Source organism: Reichenbachiella versicolor (assembly GCF_003171675.1).
In the GTDB taxonomy this organism is placed as follows: domain Bacteria; phylum Bacteroidota; class Bacteroidia; order Cytophagales; family Cyclobacteriaceae; genus Reichenbachiella; species Reichenbachiella versicolor.
Map to the genome: position 1 here is coordinate 250,146 of NZ_QFZQ01000005.1, position 25,684 is coordinate 275,829.

At 35.9% G+C, this 25,684-nt stretch carries 22 protein-coding genes; 15 read left to right on the forward strand and 7 right to left on the reverse strand.

What is annotated here, in order from left to right; genetic code table 11:
* Position 1 precedes the first annotated feature (1 nt).
* A complete protein-coding gene (locus DKG80_RS11575) occupies positions 2 to 1,207 on the reverse strand; it encodes a hypothetical protein (RefSeq protein ID WP_109831505.1) in 1,206 nt (401 codons plus the stop codon).
* Positions 1,208 to 1,315: 108 nt separating this feature from the next.
* Between DKG80_RS11575 and DKG80_RS11580 the strand changes: the two genes are divergently transcribed.
* From DKG80_RS11580 to DKG80_RS11630, 11 genes are all read left to right on the forward strand, one after another.
* Entirely contained in the window at positions 1,316 to 3,661 is a 2,346-nt protein-coding gene (locus tag DKG80_RS11580) for a TonB-dependent receptor plug domain-containing protein (protein ID WP_162555837.1), read from the forward strand.
* Positions 3,645 to 4,499, forward strand: coding sequence for a DUF4249 family protein (locus tag DKG80_RS11585; protein ID WP_109831507.1), 855 nt, complete (start codon positions 3,645 to 3,647; stop codon positions 4,497 to 4,499). Before DKG80_RS11580 ends, DKG80_RS11585 begins: the two co-directional genes overlap by 17 nt.
* A gap of 13 nt (positions 4,500 to 4,512) precedes the next feature.
* Positions 4,513 to 5,118: a hypothetical protein gene (locus tag DKG80_RS11590; RefSeq protein WP_109831508.1), complete on the forward strand. Its 606-nt coding sequence runs from the start codon at positions 4,513 to 4,515 to the stop codon at positions 5,116 to 5,118.
* A 618-nt stretch (positions 5,119 to 5,736) separates the two neighbouring features.
* The gene (locus DKG80_RS11595; RefSeq protein WP_109831509.1) at positions 5,737 to 6,744 is read left to right on the forward strand and encodes a BspA family leucine-rich repeat surface protein; all 1,008 of its coding nucleotides are present in this window, start codon (positions 5,737 to 5,739) and stop codon (positions 6,742 to 6,744) included.
* Positions 6,745 to 7,165: 421 nt separating this feature from the next.
* Complete coding sequence (locus tag DKG80_RS11600; protein WP_109831510.1) at positions 7,166 to 8,794, forward strand: BspA family leucine-rich repeat surface protein; 1,629 nt, start codon at positions 7,166 to 7,168, stop codon at positions 8,792 to 8,794.
* A gap of 182 nt (positions 8,795 to 8,976) precedes the next feature.
* Positions 8,977 to 10,014 (forward strand): DUF5694 domain-containing protein, encoded by a 1,038-nt coding sequence (locus DKG80_RS11605; protein WP_109831511.1) that lies wholly within the window; start codon positions 8,977 to 8,979, stop codon positions 10,012 to 10,014.
* Between the two features lie 962 nt (positions 10,015 to 10,976).
* Positions 10,977 to 11,825: a helix-turn-helix domain-containing protein gene (locus DKG80_RS11610; RefSeq protein WP_109831512.1), complete on the forward strand. Its 849-nt coding sequence runs from the start codon at positions 10,977 to 10,979 to the stop codon at positions 11,823 to 11,825.
* Between the two features lie 91 nt (positions 11,826 to 11,916).
* On the forward strand, positions 11,917 to 12,468 hold the full coding sequence (locus DKG80_RS11615) for a carboxymuconolactone decarboxylase family protein (protein WP_109831513.1): 552 nt from the start codon (positions 11,917 to 11,919) through the stop codon (positions 12,466 to 12,468).
* 59 nt (positions 12,469 to 12,527) lie between these two features.
* A complete protein-coding gene (locus tag DKG80_RS11620; protein ID WP_109831514.1) occupies positions 12,528 to 12,917 on the forward strand; it encodes a hypothetical protein in 390 nt (129 codons plus the stop codon).
* 266 nt (positions 12,918 to 13,183) lie between these two features.
* Positions 13,184 to 13,597: a hypothetical protein gene (locus DKG80_RS11625; protein ID WP_109831515.1), complete on the forward strand. Its 414-nt coding sequence runs from the start codon at positions 13,184 to 13,186 to the stop codon at positions 13,595 to 13,597.
* A gap of 327 nt (positions 13,598 to 13,924) precedes the next feature.
* Positions 13,925 to 14,371: a GNAT family N-acetyltransferase gene (locus DKG80_RS11630; protein ID WP_109831516.1), complete on the forward strand. Its 447-nt coding sequence runs from the start codon at positions 13,925 to 13,927 to the stop codon at positions 14,369 to 14,371.
* 325 nt (positions 14,372 to 14,696) lie between these two features.
* Here DKG80_RS11630 and DKG80_RS11635 read toward each other — a convergent pair whose 3' ends face one another.
* The 6 genes from DKG80_RS11635 to DKG80_RS11665 all read right to left on the reverse strand — a co-directional run bounded on the left by DKG80_RS11635 (position 14,697) and on the right by DKG80_RS11665 (position 20,604).
* Positions 14,697 to 15,533, reverse strand: a complete 837-nt coding sequence (locus DKG80_RS11635; protein ID WP_109831517.1) for a hypothetical protein — start codon at positions 15,531 to 15,533, stop codon at positions 14,697 to 14,699.
* Between the two features lie 252 nt (positions 15,534 to 15,785).
* Complete coding sequence (locus DKG80_RS11640; RefSeq protein ID WP_221409115.1) at positions 15,786 to 16,319, reverse strand: DUF4386 domain-containing protein; 534 nt, start codon at positions 16,317 to 16,319, stop codon at positions 15,786 to 15,788.
* A 240-nt stretch (positions 16,320 to 16,559) separates the two neighbouring features.
* Positions 16,560 to 17,465 carry an AraC family transcriptional regulator gene (locus DKG80_RS11645; protein WP_245907000.1) on the reverse strand — a complete coding sequence of 302 codons (906 nt, stop codon included), beginning with the start codon at positions 17,463 to 17,465 and terminating at the stop codon, positions 16,560 to 16,562.
* 16 nt (positions 17,466 to 17,481) lie between these two features.
* Positions 17,482 to 18,387, reverse strand: coding sequence for an oxidoreductase (locus tag DKG80_RS11650; protein WP_109831520.1), 906 nt, complete (start codon positions 18,385 to 18,387; stop codon positions 17,482 to 17,484).
* Positions 18,388 to 18,815: 428 nt separating this feature from the next.
* A complete protein-coding gene (locus DKG80_RS11660; protein ID WP_162555838.1) occupies positions 18,816 to 19,544 on the reverse strand; it encodes an alpha/beta hydrolase in 729 nt (242 codons plus the stop codon).
* Between the two features lie 532 nt (positions 19,545 to 20,076).
* Positions 20,077 to 20,604 (reverse strand): DUF1697 domain-containing protein, encoded by a 528-nt coding sequence (locus tag DKG80_RS11665; protein WP_109831522.1) that lies wholly within the window; start codon positions 20,602 to 20,604, stop codon positions 20,077 to 20,079.
* 233 nt (positions 20,605 to 20,837) lie between these two features.
* Between DKG80_RS11665 and DKG80_RS11670 the strand changes: the two genes are divergently transcribed.
* The 4 genes from DKG80_RS11670 (at position 20,838) to lysS (ending at position 25,567) form a co-directional block, all read left to right on the forward strand.
* A complete protein-coding gene (locus DKG80_RS11670) occupies positions 20,838 to 21,725 on the forward strand; it encodes an alpha/beta fold hydrolase (protein ID WP_162555839.1) in 888 nt (295 codons plus the stop codon).
* 171 nt (positions 21,726 to 21,896) lie between these two features.
* Positions 21,897 to 22,946, forward strand: coding sequence for a sensor histidine kinase (locus tag DKG80_RS11675; protein WP_109831524.1), 1,050 nt, complete (start codon positions 21,897 to 21,899; stop codon positions 22,944 to 22,946).
* A 2-nt stretch (positions 22,947 to 22,948) separates the two neighbouring features.
* Entirely contained in the window at positions 22,949 to 23,656 is a 708-nt protein-coding gene (locus tag DKG80_RS11680; protein WP_109831732.1) for a LytR/AlgR family response regulator transcription factor, read from the forward strand.
* Positions 23,657 to 23,824: 168 nt separating this feature from the next.
* On the forward strand, positions 23,825 to 25,567 hold the full coding sequence (gene lysS, locus DKG80_RS11685) for a lysine--tRNA ligase (protein WP_109831525.1): 1,743 nt from the start codon (positions 23,825 to 23,827) through the stop codon (positions 25,565 to 25,567).
* Positions 25,568 to 25,684 lie beyond the last annotated feature (117 nt).

Consider the following 25,684-nt stretch of genomic DNA (forward strand, 5'->3'; position numbering starts at 1 on the left):
CTTATTCTTCAAGTAAGTTTTCAAGATCTGTAATTACCTGATTGAACTGTTGATCAAAGAAGTCTTCTAAAGCAACTTTTGAACCATCATCGAATGTCATAATCAACTCGATATTTCTTTCTTCATACTCATATACGTAACCTCCGTAAGTTTCAGTATATGTTTCTGTAACTATATCTAAAGAAACATCAGCAATTTTTTGATTAGTATCTGCAAATACAGCTGTTACTGAGATATTATCATTAAGAACTTTTTCAATTTCATCCTCAGAAGGCTCGATTAAACCCTCAATTTCGGAAAGAAGTTTATTCCCATTATCCAGTGCAAGCTCAATCTTAGTATTAATCAACTGAGTAGTGTATGTAAGACTGTTTAAGTTAAAATCGGAAAGTTCACCTTTTTCTTCATCAAAATCAGAAAACTCTGAATATGAAATGTTTCCAGATATCGAAGCAGAGTTAAGAAGAATAATGTTTTCTCCTTCCTTGAAGCTTAATTCATATTTTACATTCGAGCCATCATTGCTATAATCAGCATTCAATGAAAAATCACCTATTGTTACACTTGCATCTACATCATTGGGTAAGTCCTCCGAATCGTAACTCATAGATCCAGTTACGGACATTACATCAATATTGTCTACTGAAAGACTTACATTTATTGATTTTGGTAAAACTTCTAGTTCATTAGAAACATCCGCATTCGAAGTTGTTTTAGATGTATAGTTGCTTAAAGTAATCGAGCTATTATTCGATATTCCTTCTTTAGACGGAAACTTGATAACAATACTGTTTCCTCCTTCTGTAAAATCGAAATCATCAGTATTTGAATTGTACTCATAAGTACCTTTATTATCATTCCATTCTTGATCAAGATCTACTACATCCTCTTCAAGCACTCTTGAAGTTGATACAATATCTCCATTAGCTACTTTTTGAGTTATCGACTGATCGATAAATTCAGCAATAGCGAACCCATCTTCTTCATCTCCTAAAGAAGACAAGTGGATAAGTGCCGTGACAGCAGGTTCGTCTTTTAGTTTTTCCAACGAGTTAGAAAGCGCTACGCCATCGTCAACCATTCTGTCTTTAGAACTCTCAACAGTAGCTGGTTCAGGTGAATCACTATCTTTATCCCCACACGAATAAAGTAATGAATGTCCTAGAAGCACAGCTAAAAATAATTTTGAAATTGAAGGTTTTTCCATAGTGATAATTAATAGAATTAGATAATTAAAACAATCAGTTAAATGAGCGCGGAAGTTATTCTCTTTAGACAACATTCCGCAGTTTTGCGCCGATTAAATTTTTATTTTATGAGTCAACTAAATGTTGTACTAATTATTGTTTTTTTTATATTAAATTTTTCAGTGTCTGCACAAAAATTAGTCGTTGAAGTGCAAGATTCAGAGGCTGGATTTGTGTTACAAGGGACCTTAGTAAAGGTTAATAATCAAACTGGGGTAACTGATACAAATGGCAAAGTTAGCTTCAACATCCCGTCTGGGAAGACAAATATCCTAATTACGAGAATTGGATATCAACAAATCACAGATACTATAGAGGTTTCTTCTGACGAACAAAAACTGTTGTACAAACTTCAAATAGAGGATATTCTTATAGGAGAAATTGAGATTAATGACGACAGGTTAGTAGGTCAAAACTCTGATATTGGAGTTCAGTACATTTCATCTCAAGATATGGCATATGCACCGTCTATAGGCGAAGCAGATGTCTTGAATGCAATAAAAACAAATGCAGGTGTGTATTCTGGAGGAGAAAATGTAGGAGGGTATTATGTAAGAGGGGGAGCTGCTGATCAAAATTTGATCGTGTTAGATGGTGCTACCATTTACAACCCAAACCATTTGTTTGGTTTTTTTTCCGTTTTTAATTCTGATATTCTTGATGAGGTTGCTTTTTACAAAGGCGGCTTTCGTCCTTCAATGGGAGGGAGAGTATCATCAATAATGAATATTAGAACCTTAGACCCTAGTTTGGACAAAATAAAAGGGAATATAGGTATAGGCACTATTTCGGCTTCGGCTTCTTTAGAGGTACCCATTATTAAAGAGAAATTAGGAGTACATCTTGCGACAAGAAGAATGTATGTTGACAAATTATCGGCACTTGTATTACCAGAAGATTCAGAAGTTAGAAATTCTCTCAATAGCTACTTTTTTGATTTAAATGGTAAGCTTGTTTACCGACTAGGTGCTAATGATAAAATCACATTTACTTCATTCTATGGACAGGATGGTTATATAAACAATGGTATCAATAGAAATAATGGGTTTACTAATAATATTGGTTGGGAGAATCAAGCCTATGCTATGAACTACTATCATTTATATAACGATATGGTTTCACAAGATTTTACAATAAGTAGATCTCAATACGATGTGAATTTTAATGCTACCATTCTGAATTATGTACTTGGTATATATTCTTCTATTGATGAAGTAGGGTTTTCTAGTAGGTTATATATAGATGATTTATTGCCGAATCAAAACACTGAATTGTCATTTGAGATCAAGCAATATCAGTTTGTACCAAATACATTTGACATTAGATCTGGGGACTTTGAACTAAATACGCTAGATGAGGAAAAGTTGAATGCCAGAGAGGTGGCTACTTCATTAAATCAAGAAATGTCGATTGGTGATCGGGTCTCGTTGAATATTGGAGGAAGATTTAGTTGGTATTATCATTTAGGTGAGCATGTTAGATATAGCGCAGATCCAAGTTTGACTGTCGTGGATTCTGTTTTTTATGCTAAAGGCGAAAAAATTGTCAACTTTCAAAATTTAGAGCCTAGAGTATCCATTAGATATAAGTTGGGAGACGATTCGAATGTCCAATTAGCTTATGATAAGATGTCTCAATATGTTCACTTAGCACCAGTGTCTTCAGTGTCCTTACCTACAGATGTATGGGTGCCAAGTACTGAAAAGATCAAGCCTCAAATAGGTCATCAATTAAGCTCAGAATATTCGATAGAATTTCCTGACGAGGATTTTTCGTTAGGATTGAGTGCTTACTATAAGACGGTAAACAATGTTATAGAATATCAAAATGGTATATTGCTTGGATATGGAACATCGGGGCTAAATTTTGACGATAATTTTTTGTCTGGAAGATTAGAATCAAAAGGAGCAGAAATAGTATTAAGAAAGAGACTAGGAAAGTGGTCTTCCAAATTTGATTATACATTGTCAAAGACAGATCAAGTATTCGAAGAGCTAAATGAAGGTGTTTCATTCCCTGCTAAATATGATAGTAGACATGTTTTAAATGCTCAGATTGTTTTTGAAATAAATGATAGGGTTTCTATCAATTCTGCCTTTTCATATAGTACGGGGAATGCTATTACAGTACCTATTGGCAGATATATAATTGATGGAAATGTAATTGGAGATTATGAAGGTAGGAATAATTTAAGGCTACCTGCTTATCATCGATTAGATCTAGGGATGCGGCTTCAAGGGAAGAAAGGAGGAGTTTGGAATTTTGGGATATACAATGTTTACAATCGGAGAAACCCTTATTACGTCTATTACGATCTTATAGGAAGTCTAGAGGAATTGGAAGTCAGTGTTGATATAATAGAAGTGTCTTTATTTACAATCATACCAAGCGTGCAATATGAATATCGATTTTAAAGTCAATACAATTCTGATATTGTTAATTGTGATGTTGGGCTGTGATGAAGTAGACCTTAGTGATGCTTCACGAAATTATGTACCAAAATTAGTAATAGACGGGAGTATAGAGTTAGACGGTTTTGCTCACGTAGCACTCACCAAGTCTGAAGGATATCTTGAAAATTTAACCAAAGATTCATTGGTAAGAGCATCAGAGGTTAATGCATTGGTGACCTTGTATGATGGAGAAAATAGCGAGGTATTGATATTGCGACGAAACGAAAAGAGTTTCCCCCTTTTCGTCTATAGAGGGTCAAAAATCAAAGGAGAATTAGGTAAACAGTATGAGCTAAAGGTTGAAGTAGATGGAGAAACATATGTCTCATATACATCGATTCAGCCCAGAGAGGAAATCGATAGCCTTTGGTTTCGTAAAGAAAACGATAAATTTTTTCTTATGGGGAGAGTCAGTGATACGCCTGATAGAGAAAACTACTATAGAGTTTTTACTAAGAGAATAGGTATTGACAACCAATTTATACCAATGTATTACTCAACTATTTCAGATCAGTTTTTTCAAGGGGAAACCATTGATTTTTCTATTTTTAAAGGGGTTGAGAGTTTCGATGAGACCAGAGATGATGGATTCTTTGAGTCGGGTGATAGTGTAATTGTAAAATTTAGTTCATTAGACTACGAGCATTTTACTTTTTGGTCAACTGCCGAATCTGAGATTTATTCCTTCAGCAATCCCTTTTCTTCTTCAGGTAATGAAGTTCAGCACAATGTGGATAGTAAAGCACTCGGTGTATGGGGAGGATATGCATCAAATTATTATGTCATTGTCGCTAACTAATTAAATTTGATCTATGATTAAAAAGTTAGTAATTACTACAGCATCACTTTTTGTCATAGAGATAATAGTCTATCTCTACGCTGCTCAGATTACAGACATCTTAGATATGAGATTTCAACTCTCCGCAAGATACTCAGCTCGAATTTCATTTTTGATGTTTACAGGATTGGCACTTTGGATAGGGATAGAGGGTATGAAAGAAATTTCTCGATATCAAAATTCACGTAAGTTATTGTCGTTATGGGTAGCTGCTATAGGGATTAATCACTTGATTCATTTCTATTTTTTAGTGATGAATCATCACCTGAAGGATATTGCGCTAGTCGTGCCTAATAGTGCAGGAGGAATAATAGTCTATCTTATTCTGCTAGTGATGCCTGTCGTTCTACATAATCTCTCCGAATGGAGTTTTTTAACCAAGAACGGAGTACTTCTAGCTTTAGCCATAGTAGGTGCAGTTTTTATGTTGGCAAATTTGAAACGACTTTTTCAGAAAACAGAACTTGCCTCTTCTCCATACTATTATATAGGGGCATTAATTATTATCGCAGGCTTACTCATATTAAATATTTACCGTTTGATAGAGGATAATAAGAAAAGAAGCATTGTAAGAAAATAGCTTTCTCCAAACTTAACTACCATCAAAGTACTCTTACTTAGCTATTAGAGTTTGAAATCTATTCTTAGTGTAAAACTATTTTTAAGTTTCTCTCCTCTATTCTGTTTAAAAAACTTCCTTTTATTAGTATTTACTCTTGATAAAAGCTTGAAAAACAGTTGTTAGAGATTAGTGTTTTGGTTGTTAAGAAAGTGTGAAGATTGTTTTCAATTTTTATGATTTCATCTTTTTCATCCTCTGAAAGATTTCTACAATTTTTTTCGCTTTCCTGAGCGTAATTTCGTCCTAGTTGCTATTGAGTCAGTACGCCATCTGTCTGATATAAAACGCGCTTGAAATAGCAATTCACCTGCATCCCTGTAAAATAATCCCGTCAATTTAATTTAAGGGCTATAGCCCATAGGGTTTAATTCTTAGACTCCTTCGTCGATCTTGGAAAAAGCCATATATGTCCTATACTATTGAGCATAGGAACGTCATTAGTGAAACAGGCTATAACTTCATTTGGATGAATGTTTCAAGTGATTTTATAGAGTTTAAATAGGAGGTCCTAAACTCTTTTGTATCAAGCATGGTCTGGATTAGGTGTGCCGCATGCGTTTTTAACTGTTATTTTATATGAAAAATCTAAAATTACTGACCTTATCAATTATCATGGCATTTTTAGGCTTCGCTTGTGCAGACGAAGAACTAGAACGTCAAAATGTTAATGCTGAAATAGAGGATCAGTTATCTTCAGTTTCAGAAGAGTTGTCTGAAGATGGAGCGTTCATCTTTACATGGGAGACCAATAGTTCTGACCAGAATGTAACTATTGATACCCATTCAGATTATGTATATGACTATACAGTTGACTGGGGCGATGGTACTGTTAGCGATAACCAAACTGGTAGAGCTGATCATAGGTACGCAACTGCTGGGACTTATAGAGTTAAGATTATAGGAGAATTTCCTGGGATAACATTTCCACGCTGGACCAAAGATCTTGTGAAGGAATTAAATAGTTGGGGAGATATCAAATGGAAGACGATGTCAAATGCTTTTAATGGTTGTTCCAACTTGGTAGTAACTGCGACAGATGTTCCAGATTTGAGTCAGGTTACTAGTATGAAATTTATGTTTCGTGGTATCAAATCATTTAACAATGACTTGAGTAGTTGGGATGTTTCTAATGTAAAGGATATGAGAGGTGTCTTTATGAATGCTTCGTTGTTCAACCAAGATTTGAGTGCATGGGATGTTTCAAGTGTAACCGACATGAACAGCATGTTTATGAATGCTTTTGCTTTTAACCAAAATTTGAGTGCATGGGATGTTTCAAGTGTTACTGATATGAAACGTATGTTCAATGCCGCTTGGGCTTTTAACCAACCATTAGACTGGGATGTTTCCAATGTCGAAGACATGCATGAGATGTTTTTCTTTGCAAGGACATTCAACCAAGACTTGAGTAGCTGGGATGTTTCTAAAGTGACAGATATGTATCAAATGTTTTTCGCTGCTCAATCTTTCAATCAAGATTTGAGTGGGTGGAATACCATCAATGTTACTAAATGTAGTAGTTTTTCTTTATTAGCTCCTCTTGATGCCTCTTACTTACCAACTAAGGGCTGTTTCGAGAATTAATAAACTTATTTATGAAGAGAGGTTGCTCGGGCATAGGTCTGAGCAACCTCTTTTTGTTTTTTAGAAGATATGATCTTGAGCTAAATCGTCACGATAGTGATTATTTCTATAATGGTAATGCAAGCATATCTTCTGATTTAGAATCTGCTGTATTACTTCAGCTAAATCTCAAAGCAATCCTAATCTGATTTTGAAGTTCTGAACCGTCAAGATTATTAAGTGTAGACTTTTTGACCATGACTATCGTTCAATATTCCCTTCTCCATTCGGACTTCAGATTTTCATCAATTAATTCAGGACTGTAAGAAATATACAATTTTGAAGTCTTTTCGAAATGTACTTTTGGCTCATTGTTTAGTATCCATTAATCATGTAGGATTTGGAATAGCAAGACCAAGTTCAACTCAATTCTTATCAATAAATGTTCTTCAAAAATCTAAAATTACTAGCCTTAACAATCATCTTTACTGTCATAGGTTTCGCTTGTACAGAAGATGAATCAGGTCGTCAAAATACAGCACCAGAAATAAATGATCAATCATTTTCAATCTCAGAAAATGCAGCTGACAATGTGGTAATTGGTACTGTGAAAGCCTCAGATATAGATCAAGACGATCTGTCATTCTCTATCACAGAGAATACTGATGATTTGTTTGAAATTACTACATCAGGCGAACTCAGCCTAGTATCAGGTAAAAACCTAGACTATGAAAAGGTAGCTAGTTACGAAGTTACAATCGATGTATCCGATGGAGAGTTGAGCTCAATGGCAAAGGTTACGATCAAAGTATTAGATGAAGATGAAACCCAAGGGACAAAAGAGGAAAACAAAGCACCCGAAATAGCCGATCAGCTTTTTTCAGTCGCAGAGCACGTAGCTGATGATGTAGAGATAGCAGCCATAGTAGCTACTGACGATCAAACATTAATCTATACTCTAGTAGAGAATAGCAATGAACTATTTGAGATATCCAATGATGGTAAGTTGAGTCTAGTTTCTGGGAAGTTACTAGACTATGAAACCATGACAAGTCACGAGATCATCATAGAAGTATCAGACGGAGAGCTGAAGTCACAGGCTAAAGTCACGATAAATGTAACGAACGAATATGATCCGTTCATCACTAAGTGGAAAATCACCCCAACATCTCTGACTATTACTATTCCTACTAACCCTACCTATACTTATAACTATACTGTAGACTGGGGAGACGGGAGTGATATAGAAAGCTACGAGGGAGATGCTTCACATACTTACACGACTGAAGGAGATTACACAGTTAAAGTTCAAGGAGAATTTCCAGCTATTTTCTTCAATGGAAGTGGTTCATCCCTATTCATACAAGAGGTGACAAGTTGGGGAGAAATCGAATGGAAAACCATGCAATTTGCCTTTAAGGGGTGTACCAATATAGAAGTCACTGCATCGGACGCGCCAGATTTGAGTTCGGTTAGTACGATGGAGCGTATGTTTTCCGGAGCTGCCTCTTTGAATCAGAACCTAAGTAGCTGGGATGTTTCGAAAGTTACCAATATGGTGGGAACCTTTCGAAGAGCTCAATCCTTTAATCAACCTTTGGACTGGGATGTTTCTAGCGTTACAGACATGAAAGATATGTTTTATCAAGCTTCTTCTTTTGATCAAGACTTAAGTGGTTGGGATGTATCAAGCGTAAGGAATATGAAAAGGATGTTTAACAGCGCTACTTCTTTTAATCAAAACTTGAGCAGTTGGGAAGTGTCAAAAGTGACGGATATGAATAGTATGTTTCGAGGAGCCAGTTCATTTAATCAAGCTTTAAACTGGGACGTATCTAATGTTACTAATATGAGATATATGTTTTCAGGAGCCTCTATGTTCAATCAACCCTTGAATTGGGATGTCTCTAGTGTAGTAGATATTCGTTTGATGTTTTATGAAGCACAGTCATTTAACCAAGATTTGAGTGAATGGGACACTTCTGCAGTTACTCTATGTTCAGATTTTTCTACCGACTCAGCTTTAGAGGATTCGCATTTACCAAGTAAGGGTTGTTTTGCATCTCGGTAAGAACAGCCTGTATCATATGGGGATTAGTGATCGCTTGTTAACATTCCTTATTGTTTCATATTCTTGAAACTACTGCAAGTATTAATTATTAATACAAAGAAAAGTAGAGTGTTATATACTAGGTTATTGTTTGAATTCTAAAAATAGAATGGTAACTGAATAATTAATAAATAGAAATCAAAATGGTGAAAACGAAATTTACACATTCCATAATTATAATATGCTTTTTCTCTCTAACAGCATTAGCTCAGACAGACAAAAATCAAATACTAGTATTAGGAACATCTCATTTGGAACAATTAAAAGGGTTTGAGATATCAATGTTAGATAAAGTTATTGATAAATTGGATTCGTTTAATTTTGAAGTAATATGTATTGAGAAAATGTCTGGGGAACTTTTATATGGCATACAATCAAGACAGGATAGTTCCTTTGATCAAATAACTAAAGGAAGATTTGGATCTAAATTCCTTAAGGTAGCAGATACGGTTCAAAGTAGTAAAAGTATCAGTTATTTAAAAGCTGAAAAAAACATTAAAGAACTGTCCTGCAAAAGTAATCTTAATGTTAATCAGCGAAAAGAACTACTATTCAATTATCTAGCCATTACAGACTTGCCATCGGCAGTTTTGCAATATGCCTATATTAAAGATAAAGTAGTATTTACATCAAATTTTGATAAGTATATCGCCAACTTATTAGAAAAGAGCACTATAAGTAATAATGAATATTATAGCTTGGCGGTATCTTTGGCCAAAAGAGAAAATATCAATCAAATTGAGCCTATAGATAATTTCCAAGATGAAGCTCTTTTGCTTAAGTATTATCCTGATTTTATAAAGGATTACCAGGACAACTTCAATCAAATAAATGATATTAATCAATTACCTGTATATCAGAAGTTAAATCAATTAACTCAAGAATGCCTAAGAACAAATGATTTATCTGATTTATACACTTTTTTAAACAGTGATGAATATAAAAAGGAGGACTATAATGGGCAATGGAAAATTTGGTTAAAAACAAATTTTCCCTCCCATTCTGATAAAGCGAGATATTCATTCTGGGAGATGCGTAATTTACAGATTACAGCTAATATTATGCGAGTTGTTGCTCGTAATCCAGGAAAGAAATTGATTGTCATAATAGGCGCTTCACATAAAAGTTTTGTTGAGAAATATCTAGAACAAATTGAGCATGTCGAAGTTTTAAAATATTAAGTAAAAACGACTGTCAGCAAGGTTTGTAATGCATACTCTTCAGAATACGCACTATACACAGAGCGTTGTAGGGAATGAATCAACAAAATTCTAATAAGAGGGTATGGAGGTGAATGGAAATTAAATCTATTTTATCGAAAAAGGCCAAGCATTTTTACATGGTATGGGGACTTAAGTTGCTTTTATTGATATGGACATTTTGAAGGTATTAATCTAAGGCTAAGATCCTATTGGTTCGAATTTATTAAAACATACCAAATTTCTGTAATGGCGCACATTTAACCAAAGTGCAACGAGTGACACATTATTTAGAGAAGGTAGTTTGTGTATTATGCACAGGGGTATGGGTATGCATATATGCATGGGGTCATAGGTGTGCATAATTTGAAATGATCAAAAATGAAAATATGCAAGGGGTTAGAGGTGTGCATATATGCAAGGGGTAATGGGTGTGCATATATGCATAGGTGTGTAGGTATGCATAATTCAAAAAAGAGCGGTCATATTGAGCAGAGCGAAATATCTAGCTAGAGTGTATAACGTCTCTTTGCTATGGCTGTTTTTATTTGAGGAGATGGAGAGTTGAAATGGTAAACCACCATGCTGAGCATGGCGGGAACGGAGGCACTTTTTTATAGCCATTCGCATGCGAATACCCCTTCAAAATCAACGAATGGCACTCAAAAAACCCCGAATGACCCCAGAAAATCTCCGTAGACTCATTTTTTTCAGCGAAGGGTCATTTTTCTGGGTTTTTGTCATTAAAAACTGCGAGGCGTCGTTTTTTGAGAGTTTTGGTGTGGTTTTAGGGGTTTACTGGCTGTTTTTTGGGTTCAGTAAATAAGGAAGTATGTATTATGCATTACCGTTGTAATTGATTGTTGTTGTTTTTAGAATTGTATATCAACGTAAAAGAAAAGACTTGGTGTTATGTACTTGGTTGTTATGTACAATTAGAATAAATGATACTCAAAAAGGAGAGCTTTCAATACAAAGATAAAGTGCTTATTGAAAAGGCATACATTAAGCCTCCATATAAACATGGAAGAGTGTTCCAAAATGAGGGGTGCTTTATACATCTAAAAGGTGCTACTGGTAAATTGATGTCATCAGAAGACAGCTTTGACTTTACCCCCAATCTAAAAGAAGCTATTTTATTAAAATGTGACACTTACTTTCTTGACTTTGTGAAATCAACGTCAGAAGAGGCTGTAGAAGTCATTGCTATTCATTTATACCCAGACTTGCTTAAAGCACTTTATGCGAATGAAATACCAGCAACCATAAAAAACAATGCCACCCCTCCAAAAACAAATAAACTTGTTGAGGACGAAACCATTACAAGATTTATAGAGTCTCTCGACTTTTACTTTGATAATCCACACCTCGTAAACGATGATCTTTTAGAGCTCAAAGTTCGAGAGTTGATTTTGCTGTTGGTTCAGACAAAAAACGCATCTTCAGTACTTGAGCTTATTCAAGACCTGTATTCTAAAAGAGAGGCAAACTTCAAAGATGTTATCAAACTACATCAATTCAACAATCTTGAGATTGAAGAATTAGCTCGCCTAACCAATCTTAGTGTATCCTCATTTAAAAGAGAGTTTAAAAAAACATTTAATAATACCCCTGCCAAATTTTTCAATGTTCAAAAAATCAATAAAGCCAAAGAGCTATTGGTAGTAACAAATATGACAATTAGTGAAATTGCATTTGAAATAGGTTTTAATGACCCTCTTTATTTCACACGCATATTTAAAAAAAGTGTGTCACTCTCCCCTTCCGACTTCAGGAAACAACAAACCCAGTAACACTCTCCATATTCTTGATCTTTTTGTCCATATAATAGTGAAAATAGAGTCAGAAATTTGTCCTATGATATTAGTAATTAAAAAATAGATTATGGACAATTTGAAAATTCACACAATAGAAACAGCTCCAGAAAAAAGTAAAAGTCTGCTAGAGAACTCACTAAAGGCTTTTGGAATGATACCCAATTTACATGCAGTAATGGCAGAATCTCCAGCGGTATTAGAAGCTTATAAAATACTGCATCGTTTGTTTTCAGAAGAAACTGCCTTCAATGCAGAAGAGCTAACCGTAATTTGGCAAACCATTAATGTAGAAAACCAGTGTCACTATTGTGTGCCAGCACACACTGGCATTGCGCATTCAATGAAGGTCGATACCAAAATCACACAAGCATTGAGAGACAAAACACCTCTTGAAAACAACAAATTGGAGATACTAAGATTAACTACCTTAAAAATTGTACGCAACCAAGGTGTGCTAAGTGACCAAGAGTTGACCGAATTTTACAATGTAGGATTCACCAAGCAACACGTATTAGAAATCTTTTTGGGTTATTCTCAAAAGATTCTAAGTAATTACACCAATCATATAGCGCAAACTCCTGTAGATAAAGTCTTCGAGAAGTTTGCTTGGGAAAGATAAGTATTGGTTTAAAATAAAATCGATCTGTTCTTTTGGGAACAAGTCAAATTCTAATAGTTATGAAAGCAATAATGAAATTTGGCAGTATTGGTCTAAGTGGAGCAGGACTGCTCAACGTCCTTAGAATTTTTCCAACTCTATTGACCGAAAGTGTCACAACCAATCAGATACCACCACATAAGTTAGCAGACACTATATTTATTAGGCAAACAAACGCTTACCTAGCCTCACACATAATGGTGTTAAAGGGTACTCCGTCGAGTATAATCAGTTTCTATAGTTTGTACCAAAAAGTTAAGAAATCAGCCAACGACAATATCATTTCATTGGGTTTGTTTGCGTTTATTGGTTTAGTGATTGATCAAACTCTGTACTCCCTTAGATTAATCATTTACGGGCTTACATTACCTTCATTGATAAACGCAAAATGGTACGGACTAAAACAGTAATCTAGCTTCAGTAATAATAGGAACGCACCAATTAGCAATGGGATTTGCAGGAATAGGTTTCTTTACACTTCTCATTTCATCAGCACTTTATGGTTTATCTCTATTAAAAGTTGGGTTAAGTCGAATTCTTTCAATTCTAGGGGCTTTGGCGTTTATAAGGTACTCTTTTGACTTCCAGATCCAAGCTTTGAACTCACTTAAGGAGTTCTAACCTTAATGTACGTTTTCTATTTGAGCATTGGTATTCAACTATTAAAAAAAGTAAAATGAAAAAGTCAGTAAGAATAATAACAGGAGCATTGGGTTTTATGATGGTTTTGCCAGGTTTGGCAAAATTTACAGAGCCATTTAAAACTTTCATATATCAACATTTGGAAATCATCGGTTTTCCGTTTCCAAGCGCAATGCAATATGTTGTAAAATTTAGTGAATTGGCAGTAGGTTTTGCGCTAATATTTTTGGCCATTAAAGGCAACACAATCGATCAAAAGTTCAGAAGAGTTCTCTTTACTTCGGCCAACTTAATTGTTGTAGTAATGATGATTGTAGCTATTTACACGCATCTTCATCCTGATATCCCTGCAGAAATTCTTCCTATGGAATACAAACCACCATTGATGGGGATTAGTTATATCATCTTAGTCGTAATTAACTTTTACTTAGACCGAAGGAACGCTTAGTTCTTAAATATTAGAAAAAAATGTACACAATCGAGTAGACGGCCGTGAGCCATAAGCTCACGGAGCGCCTCTCACACCAGTTGTTTTAAGACTGTGTCTTAAAACAGGAAATGAATCAGTAGTTTTTCTGACACGGTGTTGATTGCAGTGAAGATGTTTATAGCTCCATTAGTGCCATGCTCAGCATGGTGGTTTACCATTCCAACTCCCCATCACCTCAAATAAAAACAGCATAACATAGAGACTCTGCACACCCTAGCTAGATATTTCGCTTTGCTCAATATGACTATTTTTTTCAATTTAAACATACATTAACTAAACACTGAATTGGAAATTAGAGAAACACATAGAAATGACTATACCATTTCGACTGACAAGGATAAATTAGATATTTCGAGCATTCACCAGTTCCTTGCAAACGAAACAGACTGGGCTAACGGAATTCCTATCGATACTTTGAAGACATCAATTGAAAACTCTTTGAATTTTGGGCTCTATCATGGGGGAAAACAAATTGGATTTGCTAGAATAATCTCAGACTTTTCTACGATAGCATATCTAGGAGATGTCTACGTCCTAGATGAATATAGAGGAAAGGGATTAAGCAAATGGCTGATGAATGAAATAATGGAACACCCCAATCTTCAGGGATTAAGGCGCTGGATTTTATTGACTGATACTGCCGAGTGGCTCTACAAAAAGTTTGGGTTCACTGAAGTGCCTAATCCTGAGTTTTACATGGAAAAACATAACCCCAATGTGTACAAGGGGTAATTTCAGAAAGAGACCGTACGACAGAGACTATGAACATCTTTAGTTTTTAGTCTCTTTTTAAAAGCCTTCTCAGAATGAAATAGATACTTAGTGAACCTGAGTTAGATTAATAATTTTTCAAACACTCTACAAAACCTCAATCCATTATACTTAATCAAGCTTTTGCCTTCAAGCCAGGCGGGCTCTTCCTTTTTTCATTGCCAAAAAAGGAACCAAAAAGTCTAGAAAATTATAAACTCGCTAACGCTCAGACAGTATAATTTTCATTCTTTCTTACAAAACGTCAAATAAGTATGAATCAATAGGTTTTTAAATCGAACTGAGGTTAGTGAGTAATTTTTTCATTCTTAAGATCTACATAAAAGATTGCTTTTAACTGCCCTGCATAACCTCGTGCTCTTGTAGGGTAAAGTCTGGTTTTCTTTAGCTGTTCCAGCTCTTCATACAGACTCGCTCTATTTTTAGGCCGGAGATCAGACAAGCAAACTAATTCCTGAATCTTACCGCCCTTCTCAGTGACAAGCCTGAAATATATCTTGTCATTGTTCTTCTTTTTATCTGATCCTGACAAATCAGTAATACACAGTCTATGAAGTTGAGCATATAATCTTCTAAGGTCTGGAAAATGATAAGTAAGGTTAAAAGTTTCTTCCCACGGCTCGTATGCTGTTGTATCACTATTATAAAGAGCAAGATGTTCTTGCTTTTCATCCGAATCAAAAATATTAGAGTCGAAATGCTGTGTTAAAAAATCAAGGTATCTAAGGATAGTTGAATCCAACTCATGGGGATTGTAATAAGTGTTGAGTACTCTGTACAAGGCTTCAACTGGACTTTCAATATCCGTATTATCGATCCGGTTGATAAATCCTGTCTCAAAAGTATCCGCAAGGAAAATTATATCTCTGTTTAAATCAACATTGTCATCAAACCTATAAAAGTCGCCATTGTCGTATCTGAGCGATAGACAAAAAAATCCGTTCTGATTATAAAACCTGTATTCACTGACTTTACTACTATCAGTTTTTACTTCATCAAAAATTTGTGCTAATACCCTATTGTCATTGGAGTAAATGATACTGTCTGCATCAGAGGACACTTGTCCAATAGCAATACCACTTACTAAGTAGAATAATAAAAAGATTAAAGCCTTGGCTATCAAAAATGATGTATTTAAATCTAATAAGATGATAGTTTTCAGGAATATGAAGTAAAATCAACAAATGGGATTAGATATAATTTCATATAGAATACTATCTGCTTTTATTTATCTCAAATCTCTATTCATTTGCCTTTCTAAACCCATAAATCAACAACCATACACCCAAAACTAATTCAACAACTCCAATGGGCGCGAACAAATAAAAACCACCAATACTTAATCCTAGCACCCCAAATATTACGTTCACCAAAATCAGACCGAAGATATTAAGCCAAAAATTGAAATAAGCCTTAAAACTAGATTTGACTTATACATCAAGTAATAAAACACAAAACAATGCAAGGCAAAGATGAACATATATACAAATCCGATCCATTCCCATTCAATAAGCAAGGTATCTGCCTCAACCTCTATATAGTCATGAGCAGATTCTTCACAACTCATATATTGTTTACTCAACGATACTAGACTTAAAAGCTTTGTGCTTCCCAGTATAAGCATTCCGAATTCAATAAACCTTAATGACAGATAACCTATAGTCAATTTATTTCCAAAACTCCTTAAAATTGGAAAGACAAGAATTGCAAACGCTATCATCGCAGTTAGACTAATCCATTTTAGTAGTATTCCAACACCAATTAATAGCCTTACTTCTATGATTTTCTGTAAATAGTTAGGTACGTATAGTAAGCTTTCCAAAATCCCCACTTGGCCGATGACATAGGGGATCAAAGCAAATAGAAATAATGCTCCAGCGTATCTTCCGATTTTCTTATTTGAATTCATATTCATTTTTAGTTGCAAACAAGAGCCAAGTATAAACCACTCAGTTTTTATTTTACCTTAATACACAATACTACCCCCTACAGTAATCATTTACAATGGATTATATTGATCAAAAAGGATTGTTGAAGATAGACTTGTTGAGTTGGTCACTCGCTATTACACTATTACTAAACACGAGCTATATAGGTTAGGCCTTCAATAAACCCTTAAGGAACGATAGGTTTTATCTGACAATTTTATTTAGTTCTCATCAAGCCTAAACCCTTTAGGTGTTAGCCCTGTCTCCTTTTTAAAAAAACGACTAAAGTATTGTGGATATTCAAACCCCAGTTCAAAAGCTATTTCAGAAATAGACTTATTTGTATTTAATAAATTATTTTTAGCCTTTTCTATTAAATAAGTATGAATCGTATCCTGAGCATTTTTTCCTGTTTCATTCTTTAAGAGATCACTTAAATAACTACTTGATAGATTGAGTTTTTCTGCGAAATAATGAACTTTGGGTAACCCATTTACTGATATCTGATTCGAATTATAGTATTCTTTTAAAAGCTTTTTGAGTTTAGTAACAATGCTAATATTTTGACTTTTTCTTGTTAAAAACTGTCTACTATAAAAACGTCGCACATGATTGAACAATAATTCTAAATTAGAAATAAGTAAGTCTTGACTAAACTCATCCATGTTAGATTCATACTCTTCAATAATTTGTGATACAACATTGTTTAAAGTTGATTTTTCCTTCTCTGAAAGATGTAAAGCTTCTTTAGTCTCGTAAGAAAAAAAGGCATAATCCGATAATTTATCGATTAGATTATAGCCATGAGTTAAGTCTGGATGAAAGTATAATCCCCAACCTTCCATTTCTCCTTTTTCACAAGTCTCTTCAATTTCGACTAACTGATTTGGGGCAGTTCCAAATAACGATCCTTCAGAAAAATCAAAATACTCTCGCCCATATTTAAAGGGATGCGCAGTCTTAGTTTTTAAAGTAATGTTATAAAAAGGAAACCCAACTTTTGAATTTAGAAATCTCTCGGAAATTTCAACATCCGATAAATTTATTACTGAAATCAAAGGATGCTTTGGTTTTTTATATCCAAAAACCTCATGTAATTCTGTAATAGTATTTATTCCAAAAACCATGCTCATCTATTAAGATTTAGAAGTTAGTCTGAGTTAGCTCTTCTGATATTTTCCATAATTTTTTTAATTCATTATCATCAAGTGCTTTATCTGCTAATGTGTTTATAACTGGGTAACCTCTCCAGTTACTCATTTTTTCAGGTCCATAATACTCCCCTCCTTTTACATTAACATCTGTCGCTGCTCTTAAGACTGGTAAAATTCCCATCTCAATTTTTTGAGCAATTAAAAAATTCATAACCTTTCCTATTAACCCCATATGTCTCTGCAAATTAGTAGCTGTATATCCAGGATGAGCTAGTATGGATATTGTTTTGCTTCCACTTTCATATAGTTTTTTGTTAAGCATTACACCAAACATCATATTAGCTAACTTACTTTGAGCATATGCCTTCTCTTTGTTGTACTTTTTTTCAAACTGCAAGTCATCCCAATAGATATCAGCAGGTTTCATTTTGGCATATACACTACTCAAAGTCACAATCCTCGAATTCTCAGTTTCCCCAATGAGATCTATCAGCTCTTTTGTCAGTACAAAATGTCCAAGATGATTTGTTCCTAAATGACCTTCAAACCCTTGCATTGTTTGAAATCTATCTTCGGTCATCATTACACCTGCATTATTTATTAAAACATCTAACTTATCATATTTAGATTTAAATCTATCAGCAAAACTTCTTACAGAATTTAAATCAGATAAGTCTACTTTCAAAAGATCCACTTTTGCATTAGGGATTTCTTTTAGTAGTTCCTTAGTAGCGAAAGCACCTTTGTCCATGTTTCGAACAGCTAAAACAATGTGTGCTCCTTTCATGGCTAGAGCTTTTGCAGTTCCTAAACCTAGACCACTATTTGCCCCGGTGATTAAAATTATCCTTCCTTTTTGAGAATCTATGTTTTTAGTATTCCACTTTGTTTTCATAATTCCACGATCTTATTTGAGATAACAAATGTAGAATCATATCAAGCATAAATATTTATACAGATTCTGGCTTATTGTATACTAATTCAGAAATCTCAGCCATTCCTAAAAGATCAATAAAATCACAGGACATACCACTGCTGATACAAGGGTAGAGCAGATGTAGATAAACCAAACATGGGGCTGACCACTATAGCATTAATATTAATTAAACACTCCTTAAGTTTTGAGCTCTATCATTGGGGTAAACAAATTGGATTTGCTAGCATAATCTCAGACTTTTCCACGATGGCATATTTAGGAGATGAAAAGTTTGGGTTCACGGAAGTACCCAATCCTGAGTTTTACATGGAAAAACATAACCCCAATGTATACAAGGGGTAATTTTAGAAGACCTCCCCAGAATACAATATCGCTTGAGTATTCTTTCACTTGTTTGTTAGGGTGATTCCGCTATAGAAGCTATCTAAAAACAAAGAGTTATGAGTTTCATCTTCATACAATTCAGTAGTGAGTTGAACATGCTTATTCTTCGAAAGCTCGTCAATAAACTCATCTATTTTTTCTCTATGAAATTTGGGCTTGGGCTGATAGGTTAAGTGAATCTTAACTGGTTTGTTGTAATTGCTTTTTTTGAAACTGATTGTCACTTCCCCATTGCTAAACCAAATAGACGGATCATAAATATGTATTACTTCAAAGGGATGGTTTAAGGACAAAATATAACCTCCAAAATATCCCCCGTAGGAATGACCGACCAAAGTTTCATGGCTATTGGTAGAATAGTTTTGGTTTACGTTGGGTATTAATTCTTTTGTTAGATAGTTATAAAATTTCATCGCTCCTCCGGAGTTCGACTTGTTATACCAAGTAGAATCAACTATGTCTCCGTCATATTCAATTCTCGATTCGCTAAAAGTAAGGTCTTGCCCTCTTTTATATTCCCAATCAATGTGAGGTATACCAACTACAATAGACTTTTGGATTTTATCCCATGCTCCTAATTCAAAAGTGATCGCTTTTATTAGTTCGAATCTCCACTCAGCATCAAAAACATATATAACAGGATATTTTAATGAATCAGCATAGTGACACCCAGTACTCCCTATCCTCCTCAAGAAACTTGGAATGGATAATATGTCTTGATGATCTATCAATACAATTATTATCCTACCCGACTAGATTAAAGCATAGGCCTATGAATAGGAAAGTTGTAATTACTATTTTCAGTTTCAGCATATCATTTGGTTTGGTACTTACCTAATTGAATACAATGCCTAAATAGATAACGCACCTCTCAACTAATGTTTGTAATGCAGCTAAACTAGGGGATCTGGTATTCTCAACCAAAGTCGGAATAATTGAATTTAGGTTGGTGAGCGCGTTCATTAGAACGATAGGAAATTCCTCAAACTTCTAAACAAAGAGGTATTAATAGACCAGTTTGCTGCTCCGTGGCGGAGCGACCAATTGTTTAGCGTAGAAACCTTCCTCCGCGGCGGAGCAACGTTTTGTTCAGCGTAAAAAGCTTCCTCCGCGGCGGAGCAACGTTTTGTTCAGCGTGAAAAGCTTCCTCCGCGGCGGAGGAAGCTTCCAACGTCAGTAAAAATCGTGCTCCGCTGCGGAGCTAAAAACCATCAAATATATTTTGCCTCATACGATGGCATTGAACTAGGACTATTTGGACACTCAACTTCCTGCTAGCACATTGACTGTTTTCCAATTGCGCATGGTAACAGATACCTTCAGCTTGTTCTCAAAGAAATTGTTATCCATTTTAGACTTACCCATACCATTGTGATAGCAAGCGTAAAGAATCTCTCCATCCATATAGTACTCATCTCCTTTAGTATCGGCATCACTCAGGCGTTGGACACCATCTGTGGATGGGTAATCAAACAAAAATGCCACATACAGCTTTTTCTCATCGTCTACCTTATCTAAGAAAGGATTGCACTCTACCACAGTTTTCAAGGTTTCCACTGACAAAACCAGCACTGGGACATCAAACCCAAATTCCTTTTTGATCACCAGGTTGATAAGTTCTTCTGACTCCTTAGCAGGTATGTCTGCTTCAAAAATGATATTGCCACTTTGGATATAAGTCTCCACATTATCAATAATAGATCGTGACAATGCCTCTCTTAAATCGGCCATTTTGATTTTGTTTTTTCCAGAGACGTTGACTCCTCTTAGCAAAGCAACATACTTATCCATAGACAATCATTTTAAAACCAAAACTAAGCATTGTGTCGAATTCATTGAAGATTTTGACACATCAGAGCAGCAACTTACCGCTCACTACCTCTGTGCTACCGCTCATCCATGTACAGCTTCTATTACTCATGCGCCACTCTTAATTTCGAATCATAAATTAATTGTAAAGCAAGTGCCCTTTGGTTTATTCTCTTACCCTTGGGCAAGGAGCTTCAAAATCAAAAAACACAACCATGAATTCAAATCTAAAACACTGGCTATCCATCATCATTTTAGTCTTCTTAAGTACTGTCGATATCTCTGCAAAGGGCGGTGCGTATTCGTTCGAAATTGAAACCAAAGGAAAAGGTTCCCCGCTAATCCTCATTCCGGGACTGACTTGTTCAGGAAAAGTATGGGATAGCACCGTAGCAGAATTATCACAGTCCTACGAATGCCACATTATCACTATCAAAGGGTTTGCAGGTTTACCAGCAATAGACCTTCCTTCTAATGGCTTAACCTCTACTGTAAAGCAAGATATTATTGCCTATATCCAAGACAAAAAACTCAACCGGCCCGGATTAATAGGTCATAGCTTGGGCGGCTTCATCGCATTAGATCTACTATCAAGCTACCCTGAGACCTTCTCCAAATCTATTATTGTAGATGGGTTACCATTTTTTCCCGCTATCACCAATCCTATGGCCACGGAGGAAACTATGAAGGCTACTTCAGAAGCTAGGGTAAAGGGTATGCGATCCACACCAACCGAACAGTTTAGACAACAGCAACGAATGGTCGTAAAGTCAATGGTTACATCACCCAATCATCAAGACCTGGTATATGCATGGGGAGAAGCCAGTGACCCAAATACAGTTTTCACAGCTATGGAAGACATGAACACTACCGATCTCAGGGATGATATTTCTAAGATTAAATCACCAGTATTGGTACTCGGAGCCTACGTCGCATATGAACAGTACGGTGTAACTAAGGAAATGACATTAAATAACTACAAAGCTCAATTTGCCAAGTTGCCTAATGTCAGAATAGAACTGTCAGACATAGGTCGTCATTTCATCATGTTGGATGATCCTACATTTATGAATCGAATGGCTATGGAATTTTTATCTGAATAACTTCACTATCTTAATCGTGGATCTAAGGAGTCTTCATGGATTGACTCCTTACATTATTATCCCAATTACTCGAATCATGAATACACTTGTCTATTCCTTCAAGTCTTATTTCTTAAAGGCAAGATTGAATGTCAAGTGTTCAGCATAAAATAGGAAAGGAACCATATACTTATGAAATCTCTGAATAAAAAGACACTGTATTGGATCTGCCAAATCCTCGGCTGGGGCACCTATATCTTTATTCTTCTTTTCTTCACTTTACAGTATCCAATAGCAGAAAGTGCTCAGACCAGAGTCATTCTTTTGCAATTCATTATAGGTATAGTAGCACTCTTTGGATCTCATGGTGTAAGAAAAATCATACACATTCAGAAATGGATGGAGCTCACCATCAAAAAACTCATCCCGAGACTACTAGTGCTCAATGCTATCACAGCTGTGATTTGCATAATCGTGATTCATATCATCATGATAGTCGCTTTGGACTGGCAAAACTCTGTCAAACCTATTGTATGGAAAGATTTACCATTCTACACCGCTAACCTGTTTTATCTATTGAATATGTGGGCTATCATCTACACCGGATATCATTCTATTGAAAATGCCAGAATCTCCAGACTAGAAAAACTAGCTGCGACGACAGCACTAAAAGATGCTGAACTTATCGCTCTCAAAGCTCAAATCAACCCTCATTTTCTGTTCAACTCTCTGAATAATATCAAAGCCTTGATACTAGAAGATGGAGACAAAGCTAGAAATATGCTCACTAACCTCTCCGATTTGTTGAGATACTCCATTGAGTTTAACAAACAATCTCAAGTAACCATATCGGAAGAAATTGAAATAGTGAAAAACTATTTGGAACTTGAATCCATTCAATACGACGAAAGGCTTAAATATGAAGTCAATATGAATCAAGGAAGCGAAGACTGCATGATCCCGCCCATGGTGATTCAAACATTAACTGAAAATGCCATCAAGCACGGAATAGCTCAGTCCAAAACTAGTGGGGTCATCTCTATCGAAACCGACCTGAATCACCAGAATCTAACTTTACGAGTCAAAAACTCTGGTCGACTCTCTCCTGACAATGAAAACAGCACTGGCACAGGAATAAAGAATGCTCTAGAGCGAATCAAAATATTATCCAGTAAGTCTCCTATATTCACTCTATCAGAAGAAAACAACCTTGTGACTGCCACTATAAAAATCCCCGTATGATCATGAAGTCTATCATCATTGACGACACACGGCTGGCCAGACAGGAACTAAAGTACCTACTTTCGGAAATTCCCTCAGTCGAAGTAATAGCCGAGGCGTCCAACGCGGAAGAAGGAAAGAGCTTAGTAGAAGAGCATCGACCAGACTTGATCTTTTTAGACATTCAGATGCCTGAAAAAAATGGGTTTGAATTGCTTGAGACACTTGATTACTTACCCGAGGTGATTTTCGTGACGGCCTACAATAATTACGCCATCAAAGCTTTTGAGTACAATGCGCTGGATTACTTACAAAAGCCCGTAAAATCTGAACGTCTAGCCCTGGCCATAGAAAAAGTAAAAGGCAAACTTGCACACACTAGCACTAACAAATACTTACCTCAAGACCATAAAATATTTGTAAAGGAAGGTGATCGATGCTGGTTTATCAATCTTAGAGACATCAATCTTTTTGAGGTAAGTGGCAACTACACACGTATTCATTTCGATAGCCATGCCCCTATCATACCCAAATCTCTCAACTCGTTAGAATCAAAACTTGATCCTTCTTGCTTTTTCAGAGCCAACCGACAACAGATTATTAACCTTGAATCTATTGAAAAGGTCGAACCATGGTTCAGTGGGACGATTAAGCTATTTCTTAAAAACGAGATTGAAATAGAACTATCTAGACGTCAGAGTGTCAAACTGAAAGAGGTAATGAGTCTTTAATCATGAAGTGATAGACTTGAAGGTCTATTAAATTGTCTCAAAAGTCTAAGCGAGACTATTAAATAATCTTGAAAACAAGGCCAATTTGGCAATGAATATCGAGTATCAAATTAAGTTTTATCTATTCGCCTAATACACCTATTTTTGCCGTCTGAAAATTTAGAATCAATGATATTAAGCGAACAGGAAATCATCAGAAGGCAGACCAGAGAGAAGCTTATCGAGACTGGTATCGAGCCTTATCCATCAGACACTTTCGAGGTGAATGTCACTGCGGCTGACATCCACGAAAACTACGAAAAACGAAAGACTGACTATAAAGATATTTCTATCGCGGGTCGATTAATGAGTCGTCGTATCATGGGATCAGCGTCATTTGCTGAGATTCAAGACTCTACTGGAAGAATCCAAATCTATCTAAGAAGAGATGATCTGTGTCCAGATGAAGACAAGTCTTTCTACAACAATGTCTTCAAAAAAATGATGGACATCGGTGATATCATCGGTATAAAAGGATATGTCTTCACCACCGAAGTAGGAGAAATATCGATTCATGTGACCGAGCTGAAACTACTCACTAAGTCTCTCAAACCGCTTCCAATAGTAAAAGAAGCAAAGGACTCAGATGGCAATACGAAAACTTTCGATGCCTTCACTGATCCTGAACTAAGATATAGACAGAGATACGTTGACTTGATCGTGAACCCAGAGGTTCGTGACACATTCGTCAAAAGAACTCAACTGGTCAACTCTATGAGAGGCTTCTTAGCAGAAAAAGGATATCTGGAAGTAGAGACTCCTATTCTACAGCCATTGTATGGTGGTGCTGCTGCAAGACCTTTCAAGACTCACCACAATACCCTAGACATGACACTTTACTTGCGTATCGCCAATGAGCTATACCTAAAGCGTCTCATCGTAGGTGGATATGACGGAGTATTCGAATTTTCCAAAGACTTTAGAAACGAAGGTATGTCTCGTTTCCACAATCCAGAATTTACACAAGTAGAGCTGTATGTAGCGTACAAAGACTATGAGTGGATGATGGATCTGGTAGAAGCTATGGTCGAAAAAGTGGCTATGGATCTACATGGTACTACAGAAGTACAAGTAGGCGAAAACGTCATCAACTTCCAGAGACCTTGGAAGCGATATACCATGTTCGAAGCGATTGAGCACTTCACGGGTATCGACATTTCTGAGATGAATGAAGATGAGTTGAGAGCTACCGCTGAGAAACTTGAAGTTCCTGTTGACAAGACAATGGGTAAAGGCAAGCTGATAGATGAGATTTTTGGTGAAAAATGCGAAGGACAGTTGATCCAACCTACTTTCATCACTGACTATCCTGTAGAAATGTCTCCACTGGCTAAGAAGCACAAAAACAAGCCGGGTCTTGTGGAAAGATTTGAAGCTATTGCCAATGGTAAAGAAATTTGCAACGCATTCTCTGAGCTGAACGATCCTATCGATCAAAGAAAGAGATTCGAAGAGCAGCTGGAACTAGGTAAGAGAGGAGACGACGAAGCCATGGTGCTTGATGAAGATTTCTTGAGAGCACTAGAATACGGTATGCCTCCTACAGCAGGACTGGGTGTGGGTATCGATAGACTAGCGATGATGATGACCAACTCCAACTCTATCCAAGATGTGCTTTTCTTCCCTCAGATGAAACCTGAAAAGAAAATCGTAGCATTGACATCGGGGCAGTTTGAAGAGCTTGGCGTAGCAGCAGAGTTGATTCCTATTCTTCAAAAACTAGGAATGGTGACCAAAGAGCAATTTGCCGAAGCAAAAGACGGTAAGCTCCACCAAGATGTATGCGGTACTCGAAAAAAGCTCAAACTAAAAGAGGTGAAGAATCCAAGCTTGGAAGATGTACAAGGGTGGATTGCTAAAGCAGCCGAATAGGTTTTTCTAAACAATATTTTATAAGCGTCCGTAAGATTCAAACCCTTGCGGACGCTTTTCTTTTGACCATTTGTCCAATCTCTTCCCTTACAGTCCTTTACTCATTTCGTTTATTCA

Bases quoted from the DNA above. Each gene is read 5' to 3' on its own strand.
- DKG80_RS11575 (WP_109831505.1), bottom strand. From the start codon at position 1,207: ATGGAAAAACCTTCAATTTCAAAATTATTTTTAGCTGTGCTTCTAGGA.
- DKG80_RS11580 (WP_162555837.1), top strand. From the start codon at position 1,316: ATGAGTCAACTAAATGTTGTACTAATTATTGTTTTTTTTATATTAAAT.
- DKG80_RS11585 (WP_109831507.1), top strand. From the start codon at position 3,645: ATGAATATCGATTTTAAAGTCAATACAATTCTGATATTGTTAATTGTG.
- DKG80_RS11590 (WP_109831508.1), top strand. From the start codon at position 4,513: ATGATTAAAAAGTTAGTAATTACTACAGCATCACTTTTTGTCATAGAG.
- DKG80_RS11595 (WP_109831509.1), top strand. From the start codon at position 5,737: ATGAAAAATCTAAAATTACTGACCTTATCAATTATCATGGCATTTTTA.
- DKG80_RS11600 (WP_109831510.1), top strand. From the start codon at position 7,166: ATGTTCTTCAAAAATCTAAAATTACTAGCCTTAACAATCATCTTTACT.
- DKG80_RS11605 (WP_109831511.1), top strand. From the start codon at position 8,977: ATGGTGAAAACGAAATTTACACATTCCATAATTATAATATGCTTTTTC.
- DKG80_RS11610 (WP_109831512.1), top strand. From the start codon at position 10,977: ATGATACTCAAAAAGGAGAGCTTTCAATACAAAGATAAAGTGCTTATT.
- DKG80_RS11615 (WP_109831513.1), top strand. From the start codon at position 11,917: ATGGACAATTTGAAAATTCACACAATAGAAACAGCTCCAGAAAAAAGT.
- DKG80_RS11620 (WP_109831514.1), top strand. From the start codon at position 12,528: ATGAAAGCAATAATGAAATTTGGCAGTATTGGTCTAAGTGGAGCAGGA.
- DKG80_RS11625 (WP_109831515.1), top strand. From the start codon at position 13,184: ATGAAAAAGTCAGTAAGAATAATAACAGGAGCATTGGGTTTTATGATG.
- DKG80_RS11640 (WP_221409115.1), bottom strand. From the start codon at position 16,319: ATGAATTCAAATAAGAAAATCGGAAGATACGCTGGAGCATTATTTCTA.
- DKG80_RS11645 (WP_245907000.1), bottom strand. From the start codon at position 17,465: ATGGTTTTTGGAATAAATACTATTACAGAATTACATGAGGTTTTTGGA.
- DKG80_RS11650 (WP_109831520.1), bottom strand. From the start codon at position 18,387: ATGAAAACAAAGTGGAATACTAAAAACATAGATTCTCAAAAAGGAAGG.
- DKG80_RS11665 (WP_109831522.1), bottom strand. From the start codon at position 20,604: ATGGATAAGTATGTTGCTTTGCTAAGAGGAGTCAACGTCTCTGGAAAA.
- DKG80_RS11670 (WP_162555839.1), top strand. From the start codon at position 20,838: ATGAATTCAAATCTAAAACACTGGCTATCCATCATCATTTTAGTCTTC.
- DKG80_RS11675 (WP_109831524.1), top strand. From the start codon at position 21,897: ATGAAATCTCTGAATAAAAAGACACTGTATTGGATCTGCCAAATCCTC.
- DKG80_RS11680 (WP_109831732.1), top strand. From the start codon at position 22,949: ATGAAGTCTATCATCATTGACGACACACGGCTGGCCAGACAGGAACTA.
- lysS (WP_109831525.1), top strand. From the start codon at position 23,825: ATGATATTAAGCGAACAGGAAATCATCAGAAGGCAGACCAGAGAGAAG.